Source organism: Phenylobacterium sp., assembly GCF_030645195.1.
In the GTDB taxonomy this organism is placed as follows: Bacteria; Pseudomonadota; Alphaproteobacteria; order Caulobacterales; family Caulobacteraceae; genus Phenylobacterium.
In genome coordinates this window covers 53,478-79,210 of the sequence record NZ_JAUSLW010000146.1, presented here as the reverse complement: position 1 = coordinate 79,210, position 25,733 = coordinate 53,478, and the positions used below count along the sequence as shown (strand labels likewise).

The window sequence follows — 25,733 nt, the reverse complement described above, 5'->3', positions numbered from 1 at the left end:
AGCAGCACGGCGAAGGCCTGCCAGATCTTGTCGTAGAGGCCGGCCTTGCGGATCTCGTCGAGATAGATGGCGTCGGCCTGCTGCAGGACGGCGACCTTTTCGCGGGTGATCTCGCCGGGGATGCGGATGGCCAGGCCGGGGCCCGGGAAGGGATGGCGGCCGACGAAGGCCGGCGCCAGGCCCAGCTCGACGCCGAGGGCGCGGACCTCGTCCTTGAAGAGCTCGCGCAGGGGCTCCACCAGTTTCAGCTTCATGTAGTCGGGCAGGCCGCCGACATTGTGGTGGCTCTTGATCACCGCCGAGGGGCCACCGCTGGTGGAGACGCTCTCGATCACGTCGGGAGAGAGGGTGCCCTGGGCGAGGAAGGCCGCGCCCTCGATCTTGGCGCTCTCCCTGTCGAAGACCTCGATGAACAGCCGCCCGATGGTCTTGCGCTTGGTCTCCGGGTCGCTGACTCCGGCCAGCTCGCCGAGGAACAGGTCGCCGGCGTCCACGTGGATCAGCGGGATGTTGTAGTGGTCGCGGAACAGGGTCACGACCTGCTCGGCCTCGTTGTGGCGCAGCAGGCCGGTGTCGACGAAGACGCAGGTCAGCTGGGCGCCGATGGCCTCGTGGATCAGGACCGCGGCCACCGAGGAGTCGACGCCGCCCGACAGGCCGCAGATCACCTTGCCGTCGCCCACCTGGTCGCGGATCTTCGCCACCATCTCCTGGCGGAAGGAGGCCATGGTCCAGTCGCCGGTCAGGCCCGCGATGCCGTGGGTGAAGTTCCTCAGCATCTGGGCGCCGCGCGGGGTGTGGGCCACCTCCGGGTGGAACTGGATGCCGTAGAAGCGGCGCGCCTCGTCGGCGATGACGGCGTAGGGCGAGCCCGGCGAGGAGGCCACGACCTCGAAGCCGTCCGGGATGGCGGTGATCTTGTCGCCGTGGCTCATCCAGACCGTCTCGAGATCGCCCACGTTCCCGAGACCGGCCAAGAGCGGCGAGGCTCTCTCGATCTTGATTTCGGCGCGGCCGAACTCGCGGTGGTGGCCGCCCTCGACCTTGCCGCCCAGCTCGGCGCACATGGTCATCTCGCCGTAGCAGATGCCCAGCACCGGCACGCCGAGCTCGAACACCCGCTTGGTGACCGCGGGGCTCTCGTCCTCGTGGACGCTGGCCGGGCCGCCCGACAGGATCACCGCCTTCGGCGCGTAGTCGGCCAGCATGGCCTCGACCTTGTCGTAGGGATGGATCTCGCAGAAGACGCCGCTCTCGCGCAGGCGGCGCGCGATCAGCTGGGTGACCTGGCTGCCGAAATCGACGATCAGGACGCGTTCGTGGTTGGGCTCGGAGGTCATGGGGCTTTGTCGGAAAGAGGTTTGGTTCGCTCCAGCACCGCGACGAAGAAGCCGTCGGTGGCGGCGGTGGCGGGGGTCAGGCGCAGATAGCCTTCCGGCGTGAGACGAGCGGCCAGGTGTTCGTCGGCGGTGGCGGGTTTCACCACGAAGCCCTCGGTGCGGGCCAGGAAGGCTTCGACCCGGTCCTCGTCCTCCTCGGGCAGGACCGAGCAGGTGACGTAGATCATCCGGCCGCCGAGCTTCACGAAGGTCGCGCCCAGGTCCAGCACCGCGTCCTGGTCGGACTGGCGCCGGGCGAAGGTCTCCTCGCTGAGCCGCCACTTGGTGTCGGGGTGTCGGCGCCAGGCGCCGGAGCCGGAACAGGGGGCGTCGATGAAGACCACATCCATCTTCGCCTCGAGACCGTCGAGCGGTCCCTCGGTCACCGGCGAGCGGATCTGCAGGTTGCGGATCCCGGCGCGGTCGGCGCGGCGGATGGTGTCGGCCAGGCGCCGCGCCTCGCTGTCATAGGCGTAGATCTGGCCGGTGTTGCCCATGGCGGCGGCCAGGGCCAGCGTCTTGCCCCCGCCGCCGGCGCAGAGGTCCAGCACCTGGGCGCCCTTGATCTCGCCGGCGCAGGCCGCGGCGATCTGGGAGCCGAGGTCCTGCACCTCGAACCAGCCCTTGGAGAAGGCCGGTATGGTCTCGACGGCCCCGGCGCGGTCGGTGGCGGCGGGCGCGGGGATGCGCAGGGCGGTGGCCAGTTCCGGCACGGCGGCGGCGTTGAGGGGCTGTGTGGCCTTCAGCGCGCGGGCCGGGTCGGTCTTCAGGGTGTTGACCCGCAGGTCGATGGGCGCGCGCTGGGCCAGCGCCTCCCCCTCCCTGGCCGCGGCGTCGCCAAAGGCGCGGGCGAAGCTGGCCTCCAGCCACTGCGGATAGTCGCCGCGCACGGAGGGCGGGGCCTCGGCCAGGTCGCGGGGATTTTCGAGCGCCGTGATCTCGGCCTGGGTGAGCGCGCCATGGCCGTGGGGCTCCTCCGTCACCGCCGCGGCGATGCGGTCGAGCGCCCAGTCCCACTCGAACTTCAGCACGCCCAGGATCGCGGCCCGCACGCTGTCGTCGCCCATCTTCCAGGCGATGGAGCGGCGGCGGCGCAGGGCGTCGAGCACGAGCCCCGAGACCCAGGCGCGGTCCTTGGAGCCGGCGTAGCGGGCGTCATTGCCCCAGGACTTCAGCGCCAGCCTGGCTGGCCGGTGGCGTTCCTCGACGTCGGTGAGAACCTCGATGGCCGCCGAGAGGCGTCCGCCGTCACGCAAGGAAGATCGCCGCCACGATCATGCCGATACCCACCAGGCTGACCAACCAGACCAGGGTGCGCACGCCGGAGATCCCGGCGGCGTAGAGGGGCGCGTAGAGCGCCCGGGACACGACGTAGAGGCCCGCGCCCCACAGGGTCAGCGGCCCGGTCTTGGCCACCAGATAGGCGGCGAAGACCGCGGCCACGAAGAAGGGGAAGGTCTCCATGAAGTTCTTGAAGGCGCGGTCCAGGCGGGCGGCCACGCCGGTGAGCGGCATGTCCTCGTCGCGAGGGCCAGCCGCCCACTTCAGGTCCTGCTGGGCCCGCGCCGCCCCGGCCGCCCAGAGCAACTGGACGGCGCCGACGATGATCGCCGCGCCGATGAGTTGAAGTTCGGGGGCTGCGTTCATGGTCTCAGACCGGGCTCGTATAGTTGGGGGCCTCACGGGTCATCATGACGTCGTGGACGTGGCTCTCGCGCAGGCCCGCTCCGGTGATCCGGATGAACCGGGCGTTGTCACGGAAAGCCTGGAGATTGGCCGCGCCCGTATAGCCCATGGCCGCCCGAAGCCCGCCGACCATCTGGTGCAGGATGGCCGCGATCGGGCCCTTGTAGGCCACCTGGCCCTCGATGCCCTCGGGCACCAGCTTCAGGGCCGAGACCTCCTTCTGGAAGTAGCGGTCCGCCGAGCCGTTGGCCGTGGACATGGCGCCCAGCGAGCCCATGCCGCGATAGGCCTTGTAGGAGCGGCCCTGGTAGAGGAACACCTCGCCCGGGGCCTCGTCGGCGCCAGCGAAGGCCGAGCCCATCATGGCCACCTGGGCGCCCATGGCGAGCGCCTTGGCCAGATCCCCGGAATACTTGATGCCGCCGTCGGCGATGATCGGGACATCGGTGCCGGCCGCGGCGCGGACGGCGTCGGCGATGGCGGTGAGCTGGGGCACGCCCACCCCGGCCACCATGCGGGTGGTGCAGATGGAGCCCGGGCCGATGCCCACCTTGACCGCGTCGGCGCCGGCGTCGATCAGGGCGCGGGCGCCTTCATAGGTGGCGACATTGCCAGCGACGATCTGGACGCGGTTGGTCTCGCGCTTCAGGCGGCCGACGGCGCGGGAGACGTCGGCGTTGTGGCCGTGGGCGGTGTCGATCACCAGCACGTCCACGCCGGCGTCCACCAGAGCCATGGAGCGCTCGTATCCGGTGTCGCCCACCGTGGAGGCGGCGCCCACCAGCAGGCGGCCCTGGGCGTCCTTGGCCGCGACCGGGTGGGCCTGGGCCTTCTCCATGTCCTTGACGGTGATCAGGCCGACGGCGCGGTAGGCCTCATCCACCACGATGATCCGCTCGATCTTGTGCTTGCGCAGCAGGGCGCGGGCCTCGTCCTGGCTGCAACCCTCACGAACCGTGATCAGATTGTCCTTGGTCATCAGGGCCTTGGCCGGGACTTCGCTGGAGCCCTCGAACCGCATGTCGCGGTTGGTGAGGATGCCCACCAGCTTGCCGGTGCCGGGCTCGACCACCGGGAAGCCGGAGATCTTGCGCCGCGACTTGATGGCCAGGACCTCGCTGAGCGGGGTGTCCGGGTTGATGGTCAGGGGGTTGATGACCATGCCGCTTTCGTAGCGCTTCACCTCGCGCACCTGTTCGGCCTGTTCCTCAGGCGTCATGTTGCGGTGAAGCACGCCCAGGCCGCCGTGCTGGGCCATGGCTATGGCCAGGCGGCTCTCGGTGACGGTGTCCATGGCCGAGGACACGAGCGGTATGTTCAGACTGATTTCGCGCGTGAACCGGGTGGAGGTGTCCACCTGGCCGGGCATCACATCGGATGCGCCGGGTTCGAGCAAAACGTCGTCGAAGGTGAGCCCTTCGCGAATCTCCATTGGAGTCTCCATTTTGCGAGCCGCGTATAAGGCGTCCGTATGGGGTCGGGCAAGCGCAGCGTCCAGCAGGGTCATGATCGGAGCTCCTTATTGAGGCCAAAGGTCATGCCGAACATGACCAGGCAGATGGCGGCCCCGCCCAGCAGGGCGAGGGTTGGGGATCGGTCCAGGGCCAGGCCGTAGAGGGCCGGGCCGCCGATCTGGGCGATCTGGGCGGGCCGGCCCAGCAGGGCCGAGCGGTAGGCGTAGCTTCCAGATCCCCAGATGCTGAGCGGCAGGACGCCCTTGGCCACGGTGAGCATGCCGTTGCCGGCGCCCTGCCCCAGCGCCAGGGCCGGGGCGGCCGCCTTGCCGAAGGCCAGCAGGGCCGCGGCGCCCAGGGGATGCATCAGGGTGGCGGCGCGGGTGGCCATCAGCGGTGGGAAGCGGCGCAGGACGGCGAACTCCAGGGCCCGGACGGCGACGGCCGAGAGGCCAACGAGGGCGGCCGTGGACATGGCGGTGGCCGTGGAGAGACCAAAGGCCACCAAGAGCCGTGGAAGATGGGTGCTCATGCAGGTCGAGAGGAACCAGGCCCCTGCAAATAGAACCGATAGCTGGATCATGGGGCGGTCCCAGACCACCGTCACGGGGTGGCCGTCATTGGCCGACATGTGACCGCCGAGATGTCGCGGAATGACGAGGGCGCCGAGCGGCAGGCAGACGAGGAGATGCAGGCCAGCCCAGGCGAAGCAGGCGCCCTGCCAGCCGAACTGCTGGCCGAGCCAGAAGGTGGCGGGGAAACCCAGGCTGGAGCCCAGGCCGCCGATCAGGGCGACGCCAGTGATCGGGCGCCGGGCGCCGTCCCCATAGAGCGAGACCAGGATGGCGAAGGGCGTGCCGTAGAGGCCAAGCGCCATGGCGAGACCCAGGACGATCATGCCGAGGGTGAGGAGGATGGGCCCGTGCGCCAAACCCACCAGACCGAGGCCCGCGGCGAACACCAGGTTGGAGGTCAGCAGCATGGTCTTGCCGCCCTGGCGGTCCACCCAGCGGCCGGCGGCGGGGGCGGCGAGCGCGCTGGCGGCCAGGGCCACCGACATCAGACTGAAGACGAAGGTGGGGGCGAGCGCCAGGTCGGCGGCGATGTCGTCGCCCAGGACGCCCAGCAGGTAGAAGCTGGAGGCGAAGGCGATGGTCTGCCCAAGGCCCAGGGCCAGCATGATCACGGTCTGCGGCGGGTGAGGCTTTCGCTCCATGACAAGTTTATGCGCCGATTGCCCAATAGCGGAAACCGACATATTGGGAAGACTATGTTCGAAAATCTCACATCAGGCCCCCTGCCCTCCCTGAACGCCCTGCGCGCCTTCGAGGCCATGGCGCGGACCGGACGGGCGACGCTGGCGGCGCAGGAGCTGCACGTCACCCACTCGGCGGTCAGCCGGCAGGTGAAGGCCCTGGAGGCGGGCCTGGGGGTGCGCCTGTTCACCGGCCCCAAGCATCGGCTGGAGCTGACGGTGGCGGGCGCGCAGCTGGCGCCGGCCCTGACCGCGGCCTTCGACCAGATCGCCGGGGCCGTGCGCCAGGCCCGCGGCGGCCCGGCCGACCTGCACATCGCCGTCAACGCCAGCATCTCGGTGAAGTGGCTGATCCCCCGCCTGTCGGGGTTCACGCAGGCCCATCCCGGCCTGCGCCTGCACCTGACGGAGCTGGCCTCCCACGCCACCAGCCAGCGGGGCGCCGACGCCGTGGTGCGTCTGGTCCCCAACAGCCGCCTGGCCGATCCGCTCGCCACCGCCTTCATGCCCAGCCACCTCGGCGCGGTGATGGCGCCGGGTCTGGCCAAGCGCTTCCCCGATCCCCTGAAGGCGCCGCGCCTGGTCGCCCAGACCCATCCGCAGGGCTGGGCCATCTGGGCGGCCCTGGCCGGGCTGGAGCTGCCGCCCTCGCCCGAACAGCCCTTCGCCCACCTGCACTTCGCCCTGGACGCCGCCATCGCGGGCCTGGGGGTGGCCATCATGCCCTGGCCCCTGGTGGCCGACTATGTGCGTAGCGGTCGCCTCGTGGCGCCCTTCGGATTCATCCCGGCGCAGAGCGGATTCGCCCTGCTCGCCGCGCCGGGCGTCAGCAGCCGGGCGCTGGATCAGTTCCGGGGATGGCTGAAGGCCGAGGGAGCGAAGACCGCCCCGCCGCCGGCAATTGTTTGAGCGGTTTGGGTTTTCTACGGCTTCGGCAGCTTCCTGTCGGCGCGGCAGACCTTGAGGGGCTTCTGCGTGACGCTGTGGATGCGGGTGATGCGCCTGGCCTTGGCGTCGGTCTCGACCCGCAGGCAGACGCAGCCATAGCCGTAGGAACCGCCGTTGGTGACCACCCAGTTGCGCTCGGTGAGGTCGGGCACGTTGTCCAGGCCGCGGGCCTGGTAGCCGCCCTGCATGCCCACCGTCCACTCACCGGCGTTGTCGAACAGCCACCAGTTGCCCGGCGACGGATTCTGCAGCCAGCCGCAGCGCAGCTCGCCGACCGGCTTCTTGGCGGCGGCCTGGGACGGGGCGCCCGCCGCCAGGGGCAGGAGCACGGCGAGCATCGCTATGGCGCGGCCAAGGCGATTGGGGAAAAGCGGGGTCATCTTGGCGGTCCTTCGAAGCTTGGTCACCGACCAGGAATAGCGGCCACCTGACGGGCGGACGTGCCATGGTGTCAAGGAGTCGCGCCCATCGACAGCGCAGCCGAACCGGAGACGTTGGCGATGAAGATCCTGGACTGGCTGAGCGGCGCCAAGCCGGCGCCGAGCGGCGTGGCGCGCGAGAGCGTGGCCAAGCTGCGCAAGCGGCTGATGGCCGTGAACCGCCCCACCGCCCCCTTCAAGATCCGCGAGGCCACGAAGAAGGAGCATTGCGACCTGGTGGCGGAGTGGCGGATCGTCGACGCCAAGTGGATCGAGATCTTCGCCAAGGCCGGGATCAAGCGCGTGTTCAAGGTGCGGATGAAGTTCGACGAGGCCAAGGGCGAGGTCCGGGCCGTCGACGAGGAATGGAAGGTGGAGTGGCGCGCGGGTGTGCCGACCCTCTCGGCCAGCGCCAGCGCGTCGCGCGGCCGCAAGTGGGAGAAGAGCTACGAGGCGGTCTACGCCTTCCGGGAGGAGGACCTCTCCTTCGGGAAGATCTACGAATACAGCTTCAGCACAGCTGAGATCAAAGACCCGCTGATCAAGGCCGCGCACGCCGGCGGCTGGGGCTGGCGCGGCGTGTCCTTCGGGAAGCTCTGAGCCCGAACGCGAGGATCGCGATGATGATCGCCACCCCCTGAAGGATCCAGTCGAGGGGCGAGGGAATGGGCGTCTTCTGAATCGCCCAGATGACCAGGGCGAGCGCGCGATCCAATCGTCGTGGCGTAGCTGTCCTGAAGACAAGACTCGCTACAGAGTCCCACAAAATTGGATTTGCGGTCGATTTCGAGGAAGATCGAGGATGTTTGGACCGCAGATTCTGACGCGAAGTCTCGCGCAACCCACGCGATCTGATCGCTATGGGAACGCTTGGCAGTATCATTCTCGCAGCGACCACCACTCGAAGTTGGCGTGCTGGGGCATCGTTTTCGACCTTATGCGTACCTGCTCGCTTCTTCGAAGGCACGTCGAAGAAGGTCGAGTGGGCTTTGGCATCAATCATGAGATGCGCGATTTCGTGCATGATCGCAAAAAGAACCTGGACGTCGTTCTCTGTACGCCGCCCGGTGGAACAGCCGCAACCGGCGTTACTCTAGCCGAATTGGTAGAAACCTACGCTATAGTCCTATCGGCGGAAGAGCGTATCGCACTTGCAGAGTTGCCGGCCCTACACAGGACCCCTGTTGGCGCAGTGCTTATGGCGCTTGAGGCCAAGGCGGCCATGACTGCGCATCAACGCGCGCTTCCAAGACTCTACGACGAACTTAACTCATCTCATTCGACGGTTCACGGGGCGACAGATCAGGCAATCGCTGCGGGATTCGTGATGGTCAACATCGCAGAGACCTATCTCAGCCCCGACCTCAACAAGAAGAATAGAGCGTCAGATCCAGAGTGGAGTCGACATGCTCAGCCGCGCGATGCTCGGCTGGTGATCGACAAGGTGCGCCAGCTTCCGAAGCGGGCGAAACTAGGCGACACTGGCTATGATGCGTTGGCTATCGTCGTCGTCGAAATGGCGAATGATGGAGGTGATGTTCGCTTGATCACATCAGCCCCGGCGCCTCAGCCCGGTGACATCTATCACTACGCGTCCATGATAGACCGGGCTGCGCATATCTATGCGACGCGCTTCAAGGACCTTTGATAGCCTCCGTATTTGAAAGCTTGGCTGGGGTGTAATTTGGGAGTTGGTGCTCCAATCCCAGTTTCACTCAGCGGCGACGAGATATCCTTCAGTCACGTTAGCCGATTCCATCACCGCGAGGTGCCTGCGCAGGCGGTCTTGGAAACCAGCGACGAAACGGAGCGAGCCGCGTTCGGTGCGACCAAGAAAACCCCTCGTGGCCCGAGCTGACAAAGGCTTGCTCGGATATTCCAGAAAATCGATCAGTGCAGGACGCGGAGTCCAAACTGGGTAAGGACCGATTTCAACGGCTCGGCGGTCCGCGCCATCAAAACGTGCAGCGCGAGGCCACCGGCCATCCATGGCTAGAATCGAGCCGTCACGCGCTTTATCGTAGGCCCCAGGCCGAGCGAGGCGTTCACCTAACCACGCCGCGACCGGAACCGACACCGCATTGCCGACAAGACCCCAGCGCATCGAAGCGCGCGCAACGTTCTCGGCGGGTTTTGTCCAATCCGCCTCAAACCCCTGCAAGCGCTCCGCGTCGCGGATTTCTGGCGTACCGATCGAGCCGTCGGGAAAGAGAATTGCGGGAGGACTCGGGATGCCAACGGAAGAGCCATTCTTCAGCGTCGGAATCGCATTCGGAGCCCAACCCAAACCCCGAACGCCTTCCGTCCAGTAGAAGCCGTGAGCATGCGTATCAAGGGCCGTCAGGGTTCCTTGGGCGGCTACGTCATCGACAAGCAAGGTATCGGCAGGATCCGCGTCGGTCTTCGTAGCAAGAAAGAGAACGCGCTCTCGCCTTTGTGGCAGAAAAGCCAAGCTGTTCACTACGCGATAAGCCCAGCGGTACCCGCGCTCCTCAAACGCTTCGACTAACGTCGCAAGCGCCCGTCCCTTGTCGAGCTGAAGCATGAAGGAGACGTTTTCCAGCAATACCCAAGGCACTGGATGCCGATCCAGCAGATCAAAAACACGACCGACCAGCCCGGAGCGCGCGCCCGCGATACCTGCCGTGAGTCCTGCTTGACTGAGATCCTGGCAAGGGAATCCTGCGGTGAGCAACTCGGTCTCGGCCGGAAGATTCTTAAGCATCAGCACGTCGGGTTCACACGGAACCTCGGGAAAGTGTGCTGCCAGCACAGCCTGAGCGGTGGAAGCTACTTCACAGAACATCAAAGGCTCGTGCCCCGCGCGGCGGAGCCCAACCTCAAGGCCGCCTATCCCGGCAAACAAGCCCGCGACCTTCAAACTCATTCTCCCATTCCGAATCAGCCCGAAAGCATTGCCCGATAGGATGGCGCATCCGAGACCCAAGGAAAACGTGTGCGCCATGGCCCATCTGCAAGTTGCAGCAGGTCAGAGAGTCCCGGCAATTATGCACTTGAGATACCAAGGTTGATTTGATAGGGTTTTCTCAACAAGCGAGAAGCCCAGATGTCTACCGACCTGACCGCCCCGATTTTCCACGATGAAGACGCCGCCCGCGCTCACTTCCAAGCGCTGCGCTGGCCGCATGGTCCGGTCTGTCCGCATTGCGGCGTGGTCGATAACGCCACGGAGATGAAGGGCCGCACGACCCGTCCGGGCCTGTTCAAGTGCAAGGAAAAGGAATGCCGCAAGCCGTTCACCGCCACGATGGGCACGGTTTACGAGCGCTCGCATAGCCCGCTGCATAAGTGGCTGCTGGCGACGCACCTGATGTGCTCGTCAAAGAAGGGAATCAGCGCTCACCAACTATTCCGGATGCTCGGCTTCGGCTCCTACAAAACGGCCTGGTTCATGGCGCACCGCATCCGCGAGGCGATGAACCTTCCGGCTGAGCCGTCACCGCTGGGCGGAGAAGGCAAGTTCGTTGAGGTCGATGAGACTTACGTGGGCGGCAAGGAAGCCAACAAGCATAAGAACAAGCGCGCCGCGAAGGGTGACGCCTTCGGTCGCAAGGAAGCCGTGATCACCCTCGTTGAGCGCGGCGGTCGCGCCCGCTCGTTCCACGTCGCCAACGTCACGGCGAAGACCCTGCGCCCCATCATCGTGAAGACCGCCGACCGGGCTTCTCACCTGATGACGGACGGCGCCCGCATGTACCCGGCGGTCGGTAAGGAGTTCTCCGCTCACAGTGCCGTCGATCACGCCGCTGGCGAGTATGTGCGCCACGGCCTGCATCACTCGAACACGGTCGAGAACTACTTCTCGATCCTCAAGCGCGGGATCACCGGCACGTTCCACCACGTCTCGGAAGCGCACCTGTCGCGCTATCTGGTGGAGTTCGATTTCCGCTACTCGAACCGCGCGGGCCTTGGGATCACCGACGCCATGCGCGCTGATGAGGCGGTGCGCGGCGTGGTCGGCAAGCGCCTGACCTATCGACAGCCTCGTAAAGCCGCGTAGCCGAAAGCAGAAGGCGCGGAAAATCCAATCAAAGAGGCGCGGACTCCACTCGAAGTCCAAGGCGCCTTAATATTCGACCTGGGCGATTCGACCGGTTTTCCGATGCGGCAGGCTTTGCGCTTGACGACGGGGCAATAAGCCCTGTTCGCAAAAGGAAAAGCGACATGACGAAATCGTTCAAGATCGGCCGCGACGCCAAAACCGGCGAGTTCATCCCGGTCAAGGAAGCGGTTCGCCGACCGTCCACGACGGTCGTTGAAACGATCAAGATCCCGGTCACCTCGAAGCGCAATCGCGCCTAGAGGCAACCGGACCTGCTTACTTGGGGGCGGTCTTAGGGCCGCCCCTCTTCTTAGGACTGTTCGCCGAGTCGCTTAAAGACTTCTTTATATGCGGCTGCGGAGGCGTCGCCAGCATCCGCTTGACGACTTCGTCGCGGCGTCGGGCAGTTTCTTCGTCATCCTGAAAGGGGGCGGTAGGCTTTCCAGTCATGCGCGCTGAAATCCTGTTCTTGCACCGGTTCGAGGAGATTTCGCTCCTCGTAGAATCCCACGAGGAGATCGATCTCCTCGACCTTGCGGGCCGATTGTATCAGATGATCGGGGACAAACACGCCTTGATGGATAGTGCCAATGTTCGCGGCCTTTCCCTCCGGTTCCGCGCCGCCGACCAACCGCCACCGCCCGACTGGATATTAGACATTTCAGTCGTCTTCAGCTTCGAGGACTCGGTAGACCCCGCGCAGGTTGAGGGGACCCCTCAGGGCGAGTTTGTTCGTGAGATGACCAAAGACGAGTTTCTGAAATTGAGCCTGCTCTGGCTCAACAAGGCGCCGCTCACCATTCGCCACATCATCGGCTACGCGAGAAACGTCGCCGGGGGCACTCACCACGATCCGACGCAGCAGCACCGCGAATACGCGGCCCTGGCCGAAGCTCGGGATTTCGTGTCAGTCGGCGGCTCACCCCTGGGGGTCCGCCAGCTCCGCGCCATCGGGCGCGTCGTCGTGAGAGCCCTCCAGCCACTTTACGATGACATCAAGAAGCACGGGGCCGAGCCCTAACCATCGCCTCGTAAACTCTTCGGGCAATCTCCCGCGTCACGCTTGGCGGGTCGCCGCTTGACCACGCCGCGCGTGCCCCCGCTTCGATCATCTCGGGCGTGATCTCGATCTCGTCAGTGTCGCGCCGGCCTGTCGGTGGCGAATCTATATGGGTCACTTTGGTATCTCAAGTGCATAAGTGCCAGAGTCCCTCAAGAACAAAAATGGAACAATCGCCAACGGGGCGGCCTGTATCCATTTGCTTGAAGTCGCTAGGGTGCCGGGCCAGCCAGGAGCCGACGCCCGCAGATGACCCAGCACATGAAGGATCTCGCCGAAGAGATCGTCCGCCTCCAGGGCGATCTCGACCGGGAGATCGAGGCGCGCCGCAAGGCGCTGGGCTGGAAGCTCAAGGAACAGATCGGGCAGTTCGAGCACGGCATAACCCTGGAGCATCGCCGCCTGCGCCTGGGCCTGACCAAGTTCTTCGGTCGAACGTCCCTGGCCGTGGTGCTGACGGCGCCGGTGATCTATTCGCTGATCATCCCGCTGGTGATCGTCGACGCCTGGGTCAGCGCCTATCAGGCCATCTGTTTCCGCGCCTACCGCATTCCCCAGGTCAAGCGCGGGGACTATTTCGCCTTCGACCGGGGGCGGCTCTCCTATCTCAATGTCATCGAAGGCGTGAACTGCGCGTTCTGCGCCTACGCCAACGGCGTGGTGGCCTATGTCCGGGAGATCTCAAGCCGCACGGAGCAGTACTGGTGCCCCATCAAGCACGCCCTGCGGATCTCCGATCCGCACCGGCGCTATTACGAGTTCCTGGACTACGGAGACGCCGAGGGCTACCGCGCCCGGCTGAACGAGTTCCGCGACCGCCTGCGCGCCGAACCGGCGGGGGCCGAGCCCCGCATCCCGGTGTAGAGGCCGGCCCGGACCTGATCCGTCCCCGGAGCAATCGTCGCCAAGCCGTCGCCGTTCCGACAACGAAAGGTCGCGTGACTGTAACCTCCCGGTCGTCCGGCCCGTCTAACCGCCGGCTCTCACTCTGCATGGAGGGGCGCAGATGCCTAAACCCGCCACGAGCCGCAATCTGGCCGCAAGCCTGCTGGCCACCCGATGATCCTCCTCCTGTTCGCCGTCCTCGCCGCCCTGGCCGACCCTCAGGGCGCCTCGACCGACGCCGCCGCCGGCCCCCAGGCCCAGACCCTGCGCCGCTACGCCTCCACCGCCAGCCAGGGGGCGGCGGTGGGGCCGAAGGACGTCTATGCGGTCAGCAACTTCCGGCTGGTCCGCTACGACAAGCAGACCGGTGAACAGCGGGCGGAATGGACCGGCGACAAGGCCCGCTTCCCGCACATCAATTCCTGCGCGTTGATCGCCAAGGACCTGGTCTGCGCCGGCTCCAACTTCCCGGGCACGCCCCAGGTCAGCACGGTGGAGGTCTTCGATCCCCAGACCCTGGCCCACCGGCGCAGCGTCTCACTGGGCCTGGGCACAGGCTCCATCACCTGGGTGGACCGGCATGACGGCGCCTGGTGGGCGATGTTCGCCAACTATGACGGCAAGGGGGGCGAACCGCCGCGGGACCACCGCCACACCACCCTGGTGAAGTTCGACGACCAGTGGCGGCGCCTTGAGGCCTGGGCCTTGCCCAGCTCGGTGCTGGAGCGGATCGCGCCGATGAGCGTGTCCGGCGGCGGCTGGGGTCCGGACGGCCGGCTCTATCTGAGCGGCCACGACCGGCCCGAGCTCTATGTCATGCAGCTCCCGGACGGCGGCGGTGTCCTCGACCATCTCGATACCCTCGGCATGGCGGCGGAGGGCCAGGCGGTGGACTGGAACGAGAGCCAACCGGGCATGCTCTACGGCATCACCCGCCGCACGCGGGAAATCCTCGCCATGAAGATCCTGCCCGCCAAATAGGCCGTCCTCGCCGGGGCTGGACTCCCCGCCCCGCCACCGGCAATCCTGGCCCGGGATTGGGAGGTCCGACATGGCTGAGCTCGAACGCCTGCCCGCCGATGCGCCCATCGAGGCGGTCATGGCGGTCCTGGATCGCGATGGGGCGTTGATCCTGGAAGCGGTCATCAGCCCGGAGGCGGCCGGCGCCCTGGCCGAGGAGCTGCGGCCCTATGTCGAGGCGACGCAGCCGGGACAGGACGCCTTCACGGGATTCAAGACCACCCGGACCGGGGCCCTTGTGGCCCGGTCTCCGGGGTGCCGCACAGCCATCCTCGATCCCCGCATCCGCGCCATCTGCGACCAGGTGCTGCTGCCCAACTGCACCCGCTACCAGCTACACCTGGGCCAGTTGATCCGCATCATGCCCGGCCAGCCGGCGCAGCCGATCCACCGCGACCGCTGGGCCTGGGGCCAATACCTGAAGGGGGTCGAGCCGCAGCTCAACACCATCTGGGCGCTCACCGACTTCACGGCCGAGAACGGGGCGACCCAGGTGGTTCCCGGTTCCATCGACTGGCCCGACAGCCGCAAGGCCACCCCCGAGGAGATCTGCCGGGCGACGATGAGGGCCGGCTCGGTGCTGGTCTATACCGGCACGGTGTTCCACGGCGGCGGGGCCAATACCGGCGACAGCGACCGGTGGGGCCTGAACATCACCTATGCGCTCGGCTGGCTGCGCCAGGAGGAGAACCAGTATCTCTCCTGCCCGCCGGAGATCGCGCGGGCCCTGGAGCCCGAGCTGCAGCAGCTGATCGGCTACGCCATGGGCTCCTATGCCCTGGGATACTACACCCCGCCCCTGCCGCCCGGCGAGGGCCCGGAGGTCGTGCCGCCGGAGTACGCCCTGACCGGCGACGCGGCGGGATCGCAGCTGGGGTCGGCCGAGCTGCTGGGGGCGATCAGCGAACAGGTGCGCGGAGGCTGACCGCCGCGTCTCAGGCCCGGGTGGCCAGGAAGGCGTAGCGATTGAGGCTGAAGAAGAATTCGTCGCGGGCGATCAGGGCCTGCTGGTCGGTCCACCAGGCCTCGACCTCCTCAGGGGCGAGGCCGGCGCGCTCGGCGTTGGCGCGGACGAAGTTGGCGATGGTGCGCATCATGGCGCCGGCATAGCTGACCGGCTGCCAGCGGGGCGAGAGCATGGGCAGGATCTCCACCCGGCGCACCGTGAAACCGGCGGCCCGCAGCAGGGGCACCAGGCGGGCCGGCAGGTGGGGATCGGCCAGGTGGGCGTCCCAGCAGGCCAGGACGCGGGCCATGCGGGCCTCGTCGGAGGAATGCCAGACGATGCTGCGCCAGTCGGTGTCGAGGATCAGCACCCGGCCGCCGGGGACCAGGACCCGGCGCAGCTCGGCCAGGGCGGCGGGCATGTCGGCGACGTACTCATAGACCTGGGTGGAGACCACCGCGTCGAAGGCCGCGTCGGGGCCGCCGAGCGCGGTGGCGTCGGCCTGGCGGACCTGCGCCTGGGGGAAGGCCGCCAGGCGCTCGGCCGAAGCCGCCACCATGGCCGGGGACAGGTCGAGGCCCACCATCGTCCCGCCCTCCCCCACCAGGCGGGCGAGGTCGTAGGCCAGCAGGCCGGGGCCGACGCCCACGTCCAGAACCCGTTCCCCCGGCTGGAGGGCCAGCAGGTCGAGGACCCGGGCCCGCTGGGCGATGACGTCGGGGGTCAGGTAGATGGCCTCCAGCGCCTTGGCGGCGGCCGCGTCGAAGGTGAGTTGGACCATGGCGGACTCCAGGACATGGGAAGGGCCCAGACCTACATCGGCCCGCGCCGGCCGCCCAGGCTCAGAACCCCCGCAGGACCGCGAACTCGGCCAGGGGCGCGCGTTCGGTGCGGACGCGGTTGATGGGGGCGGCCTCGTCCATGTGGCCGAGCGCCATGGCGCAGAAGATCATCAGCTCGTCCGGAATGCGCAGGGCCTGGCGGATCGTGGCGTGCCACAGGGCCCAGGACTCCATGGCCGCGGTGTGCAGTCCGTGATCGCGGGCCAGCAGCATGACCGACTGCATATACATGCCCAGGTCCGCCCACTGGCCCGGCTGCAGGGACCGGTCGATGGCGAAGACCAGGCCGACGGGGGCGCCGAACAGCTCGAAATTGCGGACATACTGTTCCAGTTGGCCGGCCATGTCGGCGTGGTCGACCCCAAGGGCGGCGTACATGGCCGCCCCGGCGGCGAACTTCCGGTCGCTGAAGGGCGGGCCCATGTCGGGCGGATAGATGCTGTACTCGGTCTGGCCGTCGGAGAGGGCGCCGGTGGCGATGCGGGCCTTGATGGCGCCCTGCAGGGCCGCCAGCTCGGGGCCGGCCAGGGCCCAGACCCGCCAGGGCTGGAGATTGCCGCCGGAGGGGGCGCGGGACGCCGCCGTCAGGATGGCCTCCACGGTGGCGCGCGGGACCGGGGCGTCGCGGAAGGCGCGGCAGGTGATGCGGGTGGCCAGCGCCTCTGCGACCTCCATCTAACCCAGGTCCAGGGAGAGCTGCTGCGGCGAGGCCGGCGGGCGCGGCGGGCGCAGGCCGAGATAGGCGGACACCGCGCGGACCAGCTCCTGCTCCAGGGCGGGCCAGCCGGAGATCTGGGATTGGGGGTCGAAGCCGCCCGTCAGGACCTGCTGCTGGAAGACGGCGGTGATCTGGCGGGAGACGAACTCGGCGGCCAGGCGGGGATTGGGGTGGCTGAACTGCGCCCGCTTGGCGGCGAGCGCCTGGGCGACCAGGACCAGCAGCTCGGCGTGGGCCTGGCGGGACAGGGCCTGGAACTCCGGACGCTGCTCGCCCACCAGGATGAGGGCGCGACTGGTCCCCGCCCGGCTGCGATAGGCCTGCGCCAGGGCGCGGACGGTGGAGGCCACCACGGGCGCGAGGTCCTGGGCGGCGACGGCGGCGGGGCTGAGGCGGGCCTCGAGGCGGGCGCGGACGTCGGCCAGCAGGTCGGCGAACAGCACCGCCAGCAGCTCGTCCTTGTCGCGGAAGCGCTTGTAGAAGGCGCCCGTGGAGGACTCCGCCCGGCGGCAGATCTCCGGAACCGTGGCGGCGTGGAAGCCCACCTCGTCGAACAGGGCCTCGGCGGCCGCCAGGATGCGGCGCAGGGTCTCGCGGCTGCGGGCCTGGCGGGGCGGGGCCTCGACGTTGTGATCGCCGGAAAAGCGCGCGCCCTCGCCCTGCCCCGCCCGCGCCATCTGTCGCTCGCCCATGCCGATCTCCTATAAGCGAATGATGTTTCTCCTTCTCTTTCGGAGTCAAGAGACGCCCCAATTTTCGCCAGTACCGCGACGGCCCGGCCTCTGGAAGGCTGGCGGCCTTGCGGAGGCGAACCATGCAACGAACCCTCATCCTGGCCGGCGTGCTGAGCGCCCTTGGCGGACCGGCCCTGGCCGAGTCCTGGGACCTGGGCGGGGCCCAGGCCTGGTCCAATATCTGCCTGTCCCAGGCCACCGGGGACGCGCGGGGCATGCGGGTGATCGTGCGGCCGGCCAGCGCGGCGCCGCGGGTTCTGGTGCAGGTGGCCGAGGGCGCGCCCCTGCCTCCCACCGCCGTGGCCGCGAAGATCGAGGGTCAGGCCGTGAGCTTCACCACCGCGGGCGGTGAGCGGTTCGCCGGTCGGTTCCAAGGCCAGGACCTGCGGCTGTCGACGCCGCGGCTGGGGACGGTGGTCCTGCATCGCCGGGGCCTCGCCGAGGCCTTCCCAGTCTGCACCGGCCAGGAGGGGCGGTCGTGAGGCGGGGCCTCATCGCGCTCTCGGCGCTGGCGCTTTCCCTGGCGGCCGGGAGCGCGGCGGCCCAGGCGCCCCTTCCCCGTCCCGACCCCTCCGGCGCCGCCCACTGGGTTCGCGATCCGACCACCAAGTGCCTGGTCTATACGGGCAGCCCGATCCAGGGCGGCTCGGTCCGCTGGTCGGGGCCCTGCGTCAATGGCGTGGCCGAGGGGGGCGGGACCCTGGTCTGGTACGCCGGAACCCGGCTGGTCTCGAAATATGTCGGCGGGGTCGCCGGCGGGGCCCGCAACGGACAGGGCGTGTTCTCCTATCCCAATGGAACCAGCCTCTCGATCGCCTGGCGCGACGACGTGGCCGACGGGGCGGGCGCCTGGCGCTATCCCGACGGCTCGGAGCTGAGGCTCACCTACAGCCGCGGCCGGGCGGGCGGCGCGGTCGACTACCACCGGCCCGGCCAGGTGATGTACGCCGGCGGCCTGAACGATGTCGGCCAGCTCTATGTGGGAACCCGGCTCCTGGGGCCGGCGCGGCTGGCCTATGCGCCGGGCCGGCAGCCGGTGATCCAGACCCCGGACGGCCAGCTCTATCCCCTGCCCTAAAGGGTCACGAAGCTCTCGAAGCCGCCATAGATCATGCGCTTGCCGTCAAAGGGCATGGCCTGCGCGTCGGGCTTCAGGCGGGGGTCAGCCATGACCTTGGCGTTGATGGCGTCGCGGTCGGCGCGCGAGGCGTAGACGATCCAGGAGAAGACCACGACCTCGTCGTCCTTGGCCTGGACCGCGCGGGGGAAGGAGGTCAGGACCCCCAGCGGCACGTCGTCGCCGACGCATTCGACATAGGCCAGCGCCCCGAACTCCTTCCAGACCGCCCCGGCCCGGGTGGCCATGGCGCGGTAAGCCTCAAGGTTGGCCTTGGGCACGGCGAGCACGAAACCATCGACATAGGACATGGGGACCTCCTGTTGCTTCCTGTCCCCAGGACGAACGCGCGGGCCCCGATCCGACAGCGCGGCGAAATTCTCATGCTTTCCGCCCGCACCAAATCGCGGCGTCCGCGTTGCTGAGGAAGCAAGCCCCTTCCCTCAGGACCCTCGAACCATGACCAAGCCGAAAAGCCCGTCCTCCGACGCCGAGACCCTGGGTCAGGGCGGCGAGTTGCACCAGACCGCCAGCGCCCCCGACGCGCGGCTGACCACAAATTTCGGCGTGCCGATCAGCGACGACCAGAACTCCCTCAAGGCCGGCCCGCGGGGTCCGACCCTGCTTGAGGACTTCGTCCTGCGCGAGAAGATCCAGCATTTCGACCATGAACGGATTCCCGAGCGGATCGTCCACGCCCGCGGCTCGGCGGCGCACGGCTATTTCGAGCTGACGGAGTCGCTGGCCAAGTACACGCGCGCCAAGATCCTCACCGAGGTGGGGGGCAAGACCGAGCTGTTCACCCGCTTCTCCACCGTGGCCGGCGGCGCGGGCTCGGTCGACACGCCCCGCGACGTGCGCGGCTTCGCGGTGAAGTTCTACACCAAGGAGGGCAACTGGGACCTGGTGGGCAACAACATCCCGGTGTTCTTCATCCAGGACGCCATCAAGTTCCCCGACCTGGTGCACTCGGTGAAGATGGAGGCCGACCGCGGCTATCCCCAGGCCGCCAGCGCCCATGACACCTTCTGGGACTTCATCGGCCTGATGCCCGAGAGCATGCACATGATCATGTGGGCCATGTCGGACCGCACCATTCCGCGGTCCCTGCGGATGATGGAGGGCTTCGGGGTCAACACCTTCCGGCTGCTGAACGACAAGGACGAGGCCACCTTCGTCAAGTTCCACTGGCGGCCGAAGCTGGGAACCCAGTCCACCTGCTGGGACGAGGCGGTGAAGATCGCCGGCGCCGATCCGGACTATCACCGCCGCGACCTGTTCGAGGCCATCGACTCAGGCAGCTTCCCGGAGTGGGAGTTCGGCGTGCAGCTTCTGTCTCAGGCCGACGCCGACGCCCTGCCCTTCGACATCCTGGACGCCACCAAGCTAATCCCCGAGGAACTGGTCCCGATCAAGGTGATCGGGCGGATGGTGCTGGACCGCAACGTCGACAACTTCTTCGCCGAGACCGAGCAGGCCGCCTTCCTGCCCACCAACATGCCGCCGGGGATCGACGCCTCGGAGGACCCGCTGCTGCAGGGGCGGCTGTTCTCCTACCAGGACACCCAGCTGTCGCGGCTGGGGTCGGTGAACTTCCACCAGCTACCGATCAACCGCGCCAAGGGTTGCCCCTTCCAGAACCTGCAGCGCGACGGGCACATGCAGATGGAAATCCCCGTCGGCCGGGCCAACTACGAGCCCAACAGCCTGGACCAGGTGGGCGAACCCGGCGGGCCGCGCGAGGACCCCAAGGGCGGCTTCCGCTCGGCGGCGGTGGCCAATGACGCCCCCAAGGCGCGGCTGCGGGCCGAGACCTTCGCCGATCACTACAGCCATGCGCGGCTGTTCTACGCCTCGCAAACCCCCATCGAGCAGGCCCACCTGGCCAGCGCCCTGGTGTTCGAACTGTCCAAGTGCAGCTTCGAGCATGTGCGGCTGCGCATCCTGGGCAATCTGCAGAACATCGACGCCGACCTCGCCAAGCGGGTGGCGGCGGGCCTGGCCATGGACCTGCCGGCCAAGTCCGACGCGGCGGTCAAGCCGGTGGACATGGACGCCTCCCCCGCCCTGCGCATCCTCGGCAAGTACCCCGAGACCCTGATGGGCCGCGCGGTGGCCATCCTGGTGACCGACGGCGCGGACGGCGCGGTGATCAACGCTGTGAAGAAGGCTGCCCTGGCCGAGGGCGCCAGCGTCAAGATCGTCGCCCCCAAGATCGGCGGCGTCACCCTGAAGGACGGCAAGAAGCTGCCGGCCGACGGCCAGCTGGCCGGCACGCCCTCGGTGCTGTTCGACGCCGTGGCGCTGGTGCTGTCGAAGGACGGCTGCGCCGAACTGCTGAAGGAGAGCGCGGCGGTCGACTTCGTCGCCAACGCCTTCATCCATCTGAAGGCCATCGGCTTCACGGCCGAGGCGCAAGCCCTGCTGGATAAGGCCGGTGTCGCGCCGGACGCGGGCGTCGTGGACCTGGCCAAGGGCGCCGATGGCTTCATCCCGCCGGCGCGGACCCGCCAGTGGGACCGCGAGCCGAAGGTGCGGATGCTGGCGTAGCAAACCCACTGCGTCATCCCGGCCGCAGCGAAGCGGAGAGCCGGGACCCAGGGGCGGAGCGCTCGGCCCCTGGCTCCCGGATCGCCTATCGGCGTCCGGGATGACGTCTTTGCTACATCATCGCCGCCATCAGGCCGAAGGCGCGCATGTCGCCGGTGGTGGTGGGGGCCATCTTGTTCATGGCGTAGGCGACCGTCGTGCGCGCATCCATGTCGATGATGATCAGCGAGCCGCCATAGCCGCCCCAATAGATGGTGTTGGGGTTGGGCATGGGGACGGCCGCGCTGGGGAGGCCGAAGCCGAGACCGAAGCGGGCCGGACCACCGAGGATCAGGTCGGTCCCCTCCACCTGCAGTTCAAGCGCCTTGCGGCAGCCGGCCTCGGAGAGCAGGCGCTTGCCCTTGGCGACGCCGCCATTGGCCAGCAGCACATGGATCTCGGCCACCGAGCGGGCGTTTCCGGTTCCGCCGGCGGCGGGGATCTCGGCGCCGCGCCAGGCGCGGGTCCGGGTGGCCAGGGGGTCGATCCCTGGATTGCGTGACATGTTGGCGACCAGTTCGGACTGCTCGCCATCGGCGATTCCGCCCCCGGCCGGCGGCGGGATCAGGTCGGCGACGCGGGCGTCCTCGCTGGCCGGCAGGCCGATGTGGAAGTCGGCGTCCAGGGGCTCGGCGATCTCCTGGCGGAAGACGGTCCCCAGGGACTTTCCCGTGATGCGGCGCACCACCTCCCCCACCAGATAGCCCTGGGTCAGGGCGTGATAACCGGGCTTCGTGCCCGGCTCCCAATAGGGCGCCTGGGCGGCCAGCAGGGCGGTCGCCTTGTCCCAGTCATAGAGGTCCTCGACGGTGATAGGCTCCTTCCAGCCCGACAGGCCGGCGGAGTGGCTCATCAGGTGGCTGACCTTGACCTCGCCCTTCCCGGCCTGGGCGAACTCGGGCCAGTAGCGGGCGACGGGGGCGTCGAAGTCGAGCTCGCCGCGGTCGGCCAGCAGCAGGGCCGTCAGCGCCGTCATGGTCTTGGTGGTGGAGTAGACATTGACGATGGTGTCCTCGACCCAGGGCCGGGTGCGGGCCTCGTCGGCCCAGCCGCCCCAGAGGTCCACCACCGTCTCGCCGTCCGCCGTGGCGCAGAAGGAGGCGCCCACATCGGCGCCCGAGGCCAGGTTGGCCTCGAAGGCTTCGCGGACCTTGGAATACTTGTCGAGCGTGAAGCCGCCCACCGCGCCGTCAGCCATCGTCGTTTCCCCTCTTGTTGAGGACGACCTTAGAGCCAAGCCGGTCGAAAGGGGAATGGCGCCTCAGCGGCGGCGGGCGCCGAGGCTCCGCAGGGCGCGCGCCTGCTCCCCCACCCACGCCAGGCACTGGCGGCAACGGGCGCCGGTCAGGGCCGCGCGCCGGGCGCGCTCCACCAGGGCGATCAGGCCGCCGAGGTCCACCGGCTTTGTCACGTGCTGGTCGGCGCCGGCGGCCCGGGAGCGGACGGCATCCGCCGGCCCGTTCATCGAGGTGACGATGAAGATGCTGGCCCGCGGCCAGCCGGCGACCGTCTCGTGCTCGCGAATGAGGCGGGTGGCGGTCAGGCCATCCAGCTGCGGCATGTTCTGGTCCAGGAGGATCAGGTCGAAACGGCGCCCCGTGGCCACCGTGACGGCGCTGCGCCCGCAGTTGGCGACCTCCACCTCGAGATCCTGCGATCGGAGGATCGCGCCCAGGAGCTGCCGGTTTCCTTCGTTGTCGTCGGCGACCAGGGCGCGCAGGGGCGCCAGCCGGGCGGACGAGGCGGACTTCAGAGGCTGGACGCTCACGAGATGTTCCTTCGGTCTCGCGCAGCGCGAAGACAGTCCGAAGGTAGTCGGCCGGCCGCAAGCGCGACAATTAGACTTGCGGAAGACGACGTTCTCTCAAGGGGTTAGGTGACCCTGCACCTTGGTATAGGTCCCCGGGGCCCTGCGCGGCCGGCGGAAACCTCAGGCCGGGTCCAGGACCGAGCGGATATGGCTGAGCAGCACATCCTGGTCGCAGGGCTTCTCCAGATAGGCCAAGGCCCCCGCCTCAAGCGCGCGGAGGCGTGGCGCGGGGTCAGGAGAGGCGGTGACGAAGATGGTCGGGAGACCGCGTCCCTCGGCGATGAGCCGGTCCTGCAGCTCGAGACCGCCGAGGTCGGGCATCTGCACGTCGAGGACCAGGCAGGCCGCTTCACGGGTCGCGTCGGACCTGAGGAAGTCGCCGGCCGATCCAAAGGCGGTGACGCGGTAGCCGAAGGCCTTGATCAAGCCGGCCAAGGCCTCCCGGAAGGAGACGTCGTCGTCCACGATGGCGATGAGAGACCGGGCCGATCCCGCCATCCGGACGTTCCTGACTGCTGAGACGCGACGACGGGCCCGAGGCCGGCGCCGACCGGGGGAGCGAGCCCCGATTGAAGACCCGGCGGGCTCCGGTTTCAAACCGAACTTGGGGTCGGCGGGGGCTCTTCAGGTCTTAGGCGACCTATCCCTTGGTATAGGTTCCTGGGACGATATGGCCGCCGGAGGGGCGGCGTCAGGGGCCGTCCGGCGCGAGACCCAGGCGGTCGGCCATGCGGACCAGGTCGGCCACCGAGCGGGCGCCCATCTTGCGCATCACCTGGCCTCGGTGGACCTTGACGGTGATCTCGCTGACTCCGATCTCGCCGGCGATCTGCTTGTTGAGGCGGCCGGTGGCCACCAGGCCCAGGACCTGGCGCTCGCGGGGCGTCAGGGCCTCGAACTTCGCCGTCAGTTCGGCGGCGGCGGCCTCGGCCTGACGGCGCGCCCGGTCGCGCGCCACCCCGACCCCAAGGGCGTCCAGCAGATCCTGTTCCCGGAACGGCTTGGAGAGGAACTCCACCGCCCCGGCCTTCATGGCCCGCACCGACATCGGGATGTCGCCGTGCCCGGTGATGAAGACGATCGGCAGGCGGATGTCGGCCCCGGCCAGCTCGGCCTGCAGATCAAGCCCGCTCTGGCCCGGAAGGCGGACGTCGAGGATCAGGCAGCAGGGTCCCTCCGGAAGCTTGCCGGCGAGGAACTCGGCCACCGAGCCGAACAGCCTGACCTGGAAGCCGACCGAGCGCAGCAGGCCCTCCAGCGACTCCCGGATCGAGATATCGTCATCGACGACGATGATGGTGGGCGGCGCCTCGCTCATGCGGCGGCGAGGGCCGCGACGGGGAGGCAGAACCGGAACACCGCGCCGTGGGGCGAGGCCGGACCGGCCCAGAGGCGGCCGCCATGGGCCTCGACGATGGAGCGCGAGATCGGCAGGCCCAGGCCCACCCCGCCGTCCTTGGTGGTGAAGAAGTGTTCGAACAGGTGATCGCTGGTGGCGGGGTCCAGCCCGACCCCGCAGTCCTCGACCTCCACCAGGACCTCGCCGTCAGCCCCGAGCGCGGACCGGACCCGCAGCCAGCGGGGACGGTCATTGACGCCCTTCATCGCGTCCACGCCGTTGAGAATGAGGTTGAGCATCACCTGTTGCAGCTGGATCCTGTCTCCCCGCACCAGGGGAAGTCCCGACGCGAGATCTGTCGACACGCTCACCTGGGATCGACGGCGCTCGTCGGCGGTGTAGAGCAGGACCTCCTCCGCCACCTCGTTCACGTCAAGGGGAGCGTCGTCGGTCCGGGACTTCGCGAGCAGCCCCCGGGTCCGGGCGACCACGCCGCTGGCGCGCTTGGCGTCACGGCTCATGCGCTCGATGGCGGCCCTCACCTCGTCCAGGTCGGGCGGGTCGCGCGCCAGCCAGCGCAGGGCGGCGTCGCCGTTGGTGATGATCGCGGCCACCGGCTGATTGATCTCGTGGGCGATGGAGGACGCGAATTCCCCCACCGAAAGCAACCGCCCGGCCCTCGCCAGTTCCGCCTGAGCCTCGCGGGCGGCGTCCTCGGCGGCGAGCCGCGCGGCCTCGGACGCCTTCAGCTGCGCCCGATCCTCGGCCACCGACATGGCGAAGGCCAGTTCGCTGCCAAGCTCCGAGAACAGCTCCAGTTCCTTGGTCCCGAAGGCGTGAGGGCGCGAGGCGTAGACCAGGATGACGCCCACCACGCGTCCGTCTCGCCTGAAGGGCACCGTGACGCTCGACCGGATGCCGAAGGGGCGAGCCCGCTCCCGCCAGGGCGCGAACATGGGCTCCGTCAGTGCGTCGCGCATGATCAAGGACTCGCCGCTGCGGATGGCGCGACCGGTGGGGCCATTGCCCTCCGGCAGGCTCTCGTCCCAGCTGAGATTGAGGCCGTCGAGATAGGCAAGGGCGGGACCGGCCCCCGCCAGCAGACGCACCGGTTTGCCCGGGCCGGAGTCCGCCAGGCCCACGGCGGCGATGACGTATTCCTCCTGGGCGACGATCGCGCCGCAGATGCTGGCCACCAGGTCGTCCAGGGTCTGGAAGTGGATCAGGGCCGAGGAGGAGCGCCCATAGGCCGCCAGCGCCCAGTTCAGCCGGCGGAGTTCGGCCTCGGTGTCGGCCAGGGCGCCATCAGCGGCCCGGAACAGGCCGTCTTCGCTCGGGGTGTCTGCGCGCCCGTCCAACTCCACCCCCGGCCAACCTTCTGCGCGACACCCGCCCTGAACCCGAGCGATTTCCAGACTCTCAGATCAGCGACCTTGCACCGCAGGAGGATAGCCTGAGGACTCCGCCGG

28 protein-coding genes are annotated in these 25,733 nt (G+C 68.3%); 12 read left to right on the top strand and 16 right to left on the bottom strand.

Features of this window, described 5'->3' with window-relative positions; genetic code table 11:
* From guaA to Q7T09_RS12370, 5 genes are all read right to left on the bottom strand, one after another.
* The coding region (gene guaA / locus Q7T09_RS12390; protein WP_304700041.1) for a glutamine-hydrolyzing GMP synthase at positions 1-1,340 on the bottom strand (1,340 nt) is incomplete at its 3' end.
* Positions 1,337-2,635, bottom strand: coding sequence for an RsmB/NOP family class I SAM-dependent RNA methyltransferase (locus Q7T09_RS12385; protein WP_304700039.1), 1,299 nt, complete (start codon positions 2,633-2,635; stop codon positions 1,337-1,339). The genes guaA and Q7T09_RS12385, both read right to left, overlap by 4 nt.
* Complete coding sequence (locus tag Q7T09_RS12380; RefSeq protein ID WP_304700038.1) at positions 2,628-3,026, bottom strand: MAPEG family protein; 399 nt, start codon at positions 3,024-3,026, stop codon at positions 2,628-2,630. The genes Q7T09_RS12385 and Q7T09_RS12380 overlap by 8 nt, the downstream gene beginning before the upstream one ends.
* Positions 3,027-3,030: 4 nt before the next feature.
* Positions 3,031-4,497 (bottom strand): IMP dehydrogenase, encoded by a 1,467-nt coding sequence (guaB, locus tag Q7T09_RS12375; protein ID WP_304700036.1) that lies wholly within the window; start codon positions 4,495-4,497, stop codon positions 3,031-3,033.
* Positions 4,498-4,568: 71 nt separating this feature from the next.
* Positions 4,569-5,735 carry an MFS transporter gene (locus tag Q7T09_RS12370; RefSeq protein WP_304700034.1) on the bottom strand — a complete coding sequence of 389 codons (1,167 nt, stop codon included), beginning with the start codon at positions 5,733-5,735 and terminating at the stop codon, positions 4,569-4,571.
* Positions 5,736-5,789: 54 nt separating this feature from the next.
* Between Q7T09_RS12370 and Q7T09_RS12365 the strand changes: the two genes are divergently transcribed.
* Positions 5,790-6,683, top strand: a complete 894-nt coding sequence (locus Q7T09_RS12365) for a LysR substrate-binding domain-containing protein (RefSeq protein WP_304700033.1) — start codon at positions 5,790-5,792, stop codon at positions 6,681-6,683.
* Between the two features lie 14 nt (positions 6,684-6,697).
* Here the strand turns inward: Q7T09_RS12365 and Q7T09_RS12360 are convergent, their stop codons facing one another.
* Complete coding sequence (locus Q7T09_RS12360; protein WP_304700032.1) at positions 6,698-7,102, bottom strand: DUF4087 domain-containing protein; 405 nt, start codon at positions 7,100-7,102, stop codon at positions 6,698-6,700.
* Positions 7,103-7,222: 120 nt separating this feature from the next.
* Here Q7T09_RS12360 and Q7T09_RS12355 point away from each other — a divergent pair, with 120 nt between their 5' ends.
* Together Q7T09_RS12355 and Q7T09_RS12350 are read left to right on the top strand one after the other, a co-directional pair.
* Entirely contained in the window at positions 7,223-7,741 is a 519-nt protein-coding gene (locus Q7T09_RS12355) for a hypothetical protein (RefSeq protein ID WP_304700030.1), read from the top strand.
* A 382-nt stretch (positions 7,742-8,123) separates the two neighbouring features.
* Positions 8,124-8,789 carry a hypothetical protein gene (locus tag Q7T09_RS12350; RefSeq protein WP_304700029.1) on the top strand — a complete coding sequence of 222 codons (666 nt, stop codon included), beginning with the start codon at positions 8,124-8,126 and terminating at the stop codon, positions 8,787-8,789.
* A 63-nt stretch (positions 8,790-8,852) separates the two neighbouring features.
* On the opposite strand, the gene Q7T09_RS12345 is transcribed toward Q7T09_RS12350, so the two are convergent.
* Complete coding sequence (locus tag Q7T09_RS12345) at positions 8,853-10,028, bottom strand: DNA cytosine methyltransferase (RefSeq protein WP_304700028.1); 1,176 nt, start codon at positions 10,026-10,028, stop codon at positions 8,853-8,855.
* Between the two features lie 180 nt (positions 10,029-10,208).
* Between Q7T09_RS12345 and Q7T09_RS12340 the strand changes: the two genes are divergently transcribed.
* The 6 genes from Q7T09_RS12340 (at position 10,209) to Q7T09_RS12315 (ending at position 15,094) form a co-directional block, all read left to right on the top strand.
* On the top strand, positions 10,209-11,162 hold the full coding sequence (locus Q7T09_RS12340) for an IS1595 family transposase (RefSeq protein ID WP_304700027.1): 954 nt from the start codon (positions 10,209-10,211) through the stop codon (positions 11,160-11,162).
* A 164-nt stretch (positions 11,163-11,326) separates the two neighbouring features.
* Positions 11,327-11,464, top strand: coding sequence for a hypothetical protein (locus Q7T09_RS12335; RefSeq protein WP_304700026.1), 138 nt, complete (start codon positions 11,327-11,329; stop codon positions 11,462-11,464).
* Between the two features lie 188 nt (positions 11,465-11,652).
* On the top strand, positions 11,653-12,225 hold the full coding sequence (locus tag Q7T09_RS12330; RefSeq protein ID WP_304700024.1) for a hypothetical protein: 573 nt from the start codon (positions 11,653-11,655) through the stop codon (positions 12,223-12,225).
* Positions 12,226-12,513: 288 nt separating this feature from the next.
* Positions 12,514-13,128: a hypothetical protein gene (locus tag Q7T09_RS12325; RefSeq protein WP_304700022.1), complete on the top strand. Its 615-nt coding sequence runs from the start codon at positions 12,514-12,516 to the stop codon at positions 13,126-13,128.
* Between the two features lie 207 nt (positions 13,129-13,335).
* The gene (locus tag Q7T09_RS12320) at positions 13,336-14,130 is read left to right on the top strand and encodes a hypothetical protein (RefSeq protein WP_370689240.1); all 795 of its coding nucleotides are present in this window, start codon (positions 13,336-13,338) and stop codon (positions 14,128-14,130) included.
* 70 nt (positions 14,131-14,200) lie between these two features.
* Positions 14,201-15,094 carry a phytanoyl-CoA dioxygenase family protein gene (locus Q7T09_RS12315; RefSeq protein ID WP_304700020.1) on the top strand — a complete coding sequence of 298 codons (894 nt, stop codon included), beginning with the start codon at positions 14,201-14,203 and terminating at the stop codon, positions 15,092-15,094.
* Between the two features lie 10 nt (positions 15,095-15,104).
* Here the strand turns inward: Q7T09_RS12315 and Q7T09_RS12310 are convergent, their stop codons facing one another.
* The 3 genes from Q7T09_RS12310 to Q7T09_RS12300 form a co-directional block, all read right to left on the bottom strand.
* Positions 15,105-15,896, bottom strand: a complete 792-nt coding sequence (locus tag Q7T09_RS12310; RefSeq protein ID WP_304700018.1) for a methyltransferase domain-containing protein — start codon at positions 15,894-15,896, stop codon at positions 15,105-15,107.
* Positions 15,897-15,957: 61 nt separating this feature from the next.
* Positions 15,958-16,632, bottom strand: coding sequence for a nitroreductase (locus Q7T09_RS12305; protein ID WP_304700016.1), 675 nt, complete (start codon positions 16,630-16,632; stop codon positions 15,958-15,960).
* On the bottom strand, positions 16,633-17,367 hold the full coding sequence (locus Q7T09_RS12300) for a TetR/AcrR family transcriptional regulator (RefSeq protein ID WP_304700013.1): 735 nt from the start codon (positions 17,365-17,367) through the stop codon (positions 16,633-16,635).
* Positions 17,368-17,489: 122 nt separating this feature from the next.
* On the opposite strand from Q7T09_RS12300, the gene Q7T09_RS12295 reads away from it, so the two are divergent.
* Both Q7T09_RS12295 and Q7T09_RS12290 read left to right on the top strand, forming a co-directional pair.
* Positions 17,490-17,891 carry a hypothetical protein gene (locus Q7T09_RS12295; RefSeq protein WP_304700012.1) on the top strand — a complete coding sequence of 134 codons (402 nt, stop codon included), beginning with the start codon at positions 17,490-17,492 and terminating at the stop codon, positions 17,889-17,891.
* Positions 17,888-18,487 (top strand): hypothetical protein, encoded by a 600-nt coding sequence (locus Q7T09_RS12290; RefSeq protein ID WP_304700011.1) that lies wholly within the window; start codon positions 17,888-17,890, stop codon positions 18,485-18,487. The genes Q7T09_RS12295 and Q7T09_RS12290 overlap by 4 nt, the downstream gene beginning before the upstream one ends.
* Here Q7T09_RS12290 and Q7T09_RS12285 read toward each other — a convergent pair.
* Entirely contained in the window at positions 18,484-18,837 is a 354-nt protein-coding gene (locus Q7T09_RS12285) for a DUF1428 domain-containing protein (protein WP_304700009.1), read from the bottom strand. The two genes, Q7T09_RS12290 and Q7T09_RS12285, sit on opposite strands and share 4 nt — an antisense overlap.
* Positions 18,838-18,985: 148 nt before the next feature.
* On the opposite strand from Q7T09_RS12285, the gene Q7T09_RS12280 reads away from it, so the two are divergent.
* The gene (locus Q7T09_RS12280; protein ID WP_304700007.1) at positions 18,986-21,076 is read left to right on the top strand and encodes a catalase; all 2,091 of its coding nucleotides are present in this window, start codon (positions 18,986-18,988) and stop codon (positions 21,074-21,076) included.
* A 112-nt stretch (positions 21,077-21,188) separates the two neighbouring features.
* Here Q7T09_RS12280 and Q7T09_RS12275 read toward each other — a convergent pair whose 3' ends face one another.
* The 5 genes from Q7T09_RS12275 to Q7T09_RS12255 all read right to left on the bottom strand — a co-directional run bounded on the left by Q7T09_RS12275 (position 21,189) and on the right by Q7T09_RS12255 (position 25,622).
* A complete protein-coding gene (locus tag Q7T09_RS12275) occupies positions 21,189-22,313 on the bottom strand; it encodes a serine hydrolase domain-containing protein (RefSeq protein WP_304700006.1) in 1,125 nt (374 codons plus the stop codon).
* A 63-nt stretch (positions 22,314-22,376) separates the two neighbouring features.
* Positions 22,377-22,883 carry a response regulator gene (locus tag Q7T09_RS12270; protein WP_304700005.1) on the bottom strand — a complete coding sequence of 169 codons (507 nt, stop codon included), beginning with the start codon at positions 22,881-22,883 and terminating at the stop codon, positions 22,377-22,379.
* Positions 22,884-23,045: 162 nt separating this feature from the next.
* Positions 23,046-23,423 (bottom strand): response regulator transcription factor, encoded by a 378-nt coding sequence (locus Q7T09_RS12265; RefSeq protein WP_304700003.1) that lies wholly within the window; start codon positions 23,421-23,423, stop codon positions 23,046-23,048.
* Between the two features lie 193 nt (positions 23,424-23,616).
* The gene (locus Q7T09_RS12260; protein WP_304700002.1) at positions 23,617-24,243 is read right to left on the bottom strand and encodes a response regulator transcription factor; all 627 of its coding nucleotides are present in this window, start codon (positions 24,241-24,243) and stop codon (positions 23,617-23,619) included.
* Entirely contained in the window at positions 24,240-25,622 is a 1,383-nt protein-coding gene (locus Q7T09_RS12255) for a sensor histidine kinase (protein ID WP_304700001.1), read from the bottom strand. Before Q7T09_RS12255 ends, Q7T09_RS12260 begins: the two co-directional genes overlap by 4 nt.
* Positions 25,623-25,733 lie beyond the last annotated feature (111 nt).

Bases quoted from the DNA above. Each gene is read 5' to 3' on its own strand.
- Q7T09_RS12310 (WP_304700018.1), bottom strand. From the start codon at position 15,896: ATGGTCCAACTCACCTTCGACGCGGCCGCCGCCAAGGCGCTGGAGGCC.
- Q7T09_RS12380 (WP_304700038.1), bottom strand. From the start codon at position 3,026: ATGAACGCAGCCCCCGAACTTCAACTCATCGGCGCGGCGATCATCGTC.
- Q7T09_RS12340 (WP_304700027.1), top strand. From the start codon at position 10,209: ATGTCTACCGACCTGACCGCCCCGATTTTCCACGATGAAGACGCCGCC.
- Q7T09_RS12285 (WP_304700009.1), bottom strand. From the start codon at position 18,837: ATGTCCTATGTCGATGGTTTCGTGCTCGCCGTGCCCAAGGCCAACCTT.
- Q7T09_RS12370 (WP_304700034.1), bottom strand. From the start codon at position 5,735: ATGGAGCGAAAGCCTCACCCGCCGCAGACCGTGATCATGCTGGCCCTG.
- Q7T09_RS12305 (WP_304700016.1), bottom strand. From the start codon at position 16,632: ATGGAGGTCGCAGAGGCGCTGGCCACCCGCATCACCTGCCGCGCCTTC.
- Q7T09_RS12295 (WP_304700012.1), top strand. From the start codon at position 17,490: ATGCAACGAACCCTCATCCTGGCCGGCGTGCTGAGCGCCCTTGGCGGA.
- Q7T09_RS12355 (WP_304700030.1), top strand. From the start codon at position 7,223: ATGAAGATCCTGGACTGGCTGAGCGGCGCCAAGCCGGCGCCGAGCGGC.
- Q7T09_RS12300 (WP_304700013.1), bottom strand. From the start codon at position 17,367: ATGGGCGAGCGACAGATGGCGCGGGCGGGGCAGGGCGAGGGCGCGCGC.
- Q7T09_RS12345 (WP_304700028.1), bottom strand. From the start codon at position 10,028: ATGAGTTTGAAGGTCGCGGGCTTGTTTGCCGGGATAGGCGGCCTTGAG.
- Q7T09_RS12275 (WP_304700006.1), bottom strand. From the start codon at position 22,313: ATGGCTGACGGCGCGGTGGGCGGCTTCACGCTCGACAAGTATTCCAAG.
- Q7T09_RS12315 (WP_304700020.1), top strand. From the start codon at position 14,201: ATGGCTGAGCTCGAACGCCTGCCCGCCGATGCGCCCATCGAGGCGGTC.
- Q7T09_RS12260 (WP_304700002.1), bottom strand. From the start codon at position 24,243: ATGAGCGAGGCGCCGCCCACCATCATCGTCGTCGATGACGATATCTCG.
- Q7T09_RS12265 (WP_304700003.1), bottom strand. From the start codon at position 23,423: ATGGCGGGATCGGCCCGGTCTCTCATCGCCATCGTGGACGACGACGTC.
- Q7T09_RS12360 (WP_304700032.1), bottom strand. From the start codon at position 7,102: ATGACCCCGCTTTTCCCCAATCGCCTTGGCCGCGCCATAGCGATGCTC.
- Q7T09_RS12280 (WP_304700007.1), top strand. From the start codon at position 18,986: ATGACCAAGCCGAAAAGCCCGTCCTCCGACGCCGAGACCCTGGGTCAG.
- Q7T09_RS12330 (WP_304700024.1), top strand. From the start codon at position 11,653: ATGCGCGCTGAAATCCTGTTCTTGCACCGGTTCGAGGAGATTTCGCTC.
- Q7T09_RS12335 (WP_304700026.1), top strand. From the start codon at position 11,327: ATGACGAAATCGTTCAAGATCGGCCGCGACGCCAAAACCGGCGAGTTC.
- Q7T09_RS12365 (WP_304700033.1), top strand. From the start codon at position 5,790: ATGTTCGAAAATCTCACATCAGGCCCCCTGCCCTCCCTGAACGCCCTG.
- Q7T09_RS12325 (WP_304700022.1), top strand. From the start codon at position 12,514: ATGACCCAGCACATGAAGGATCTCGCCGAAGAGATCGTCCGCCTCCAG.
- guaB (WP_304700036.1), bottom strand. From the start codon at position 4,497: ATGGAGATTCGCGAAGGGCTCACCTTCGACGACGTTTTGCTCGAACCC.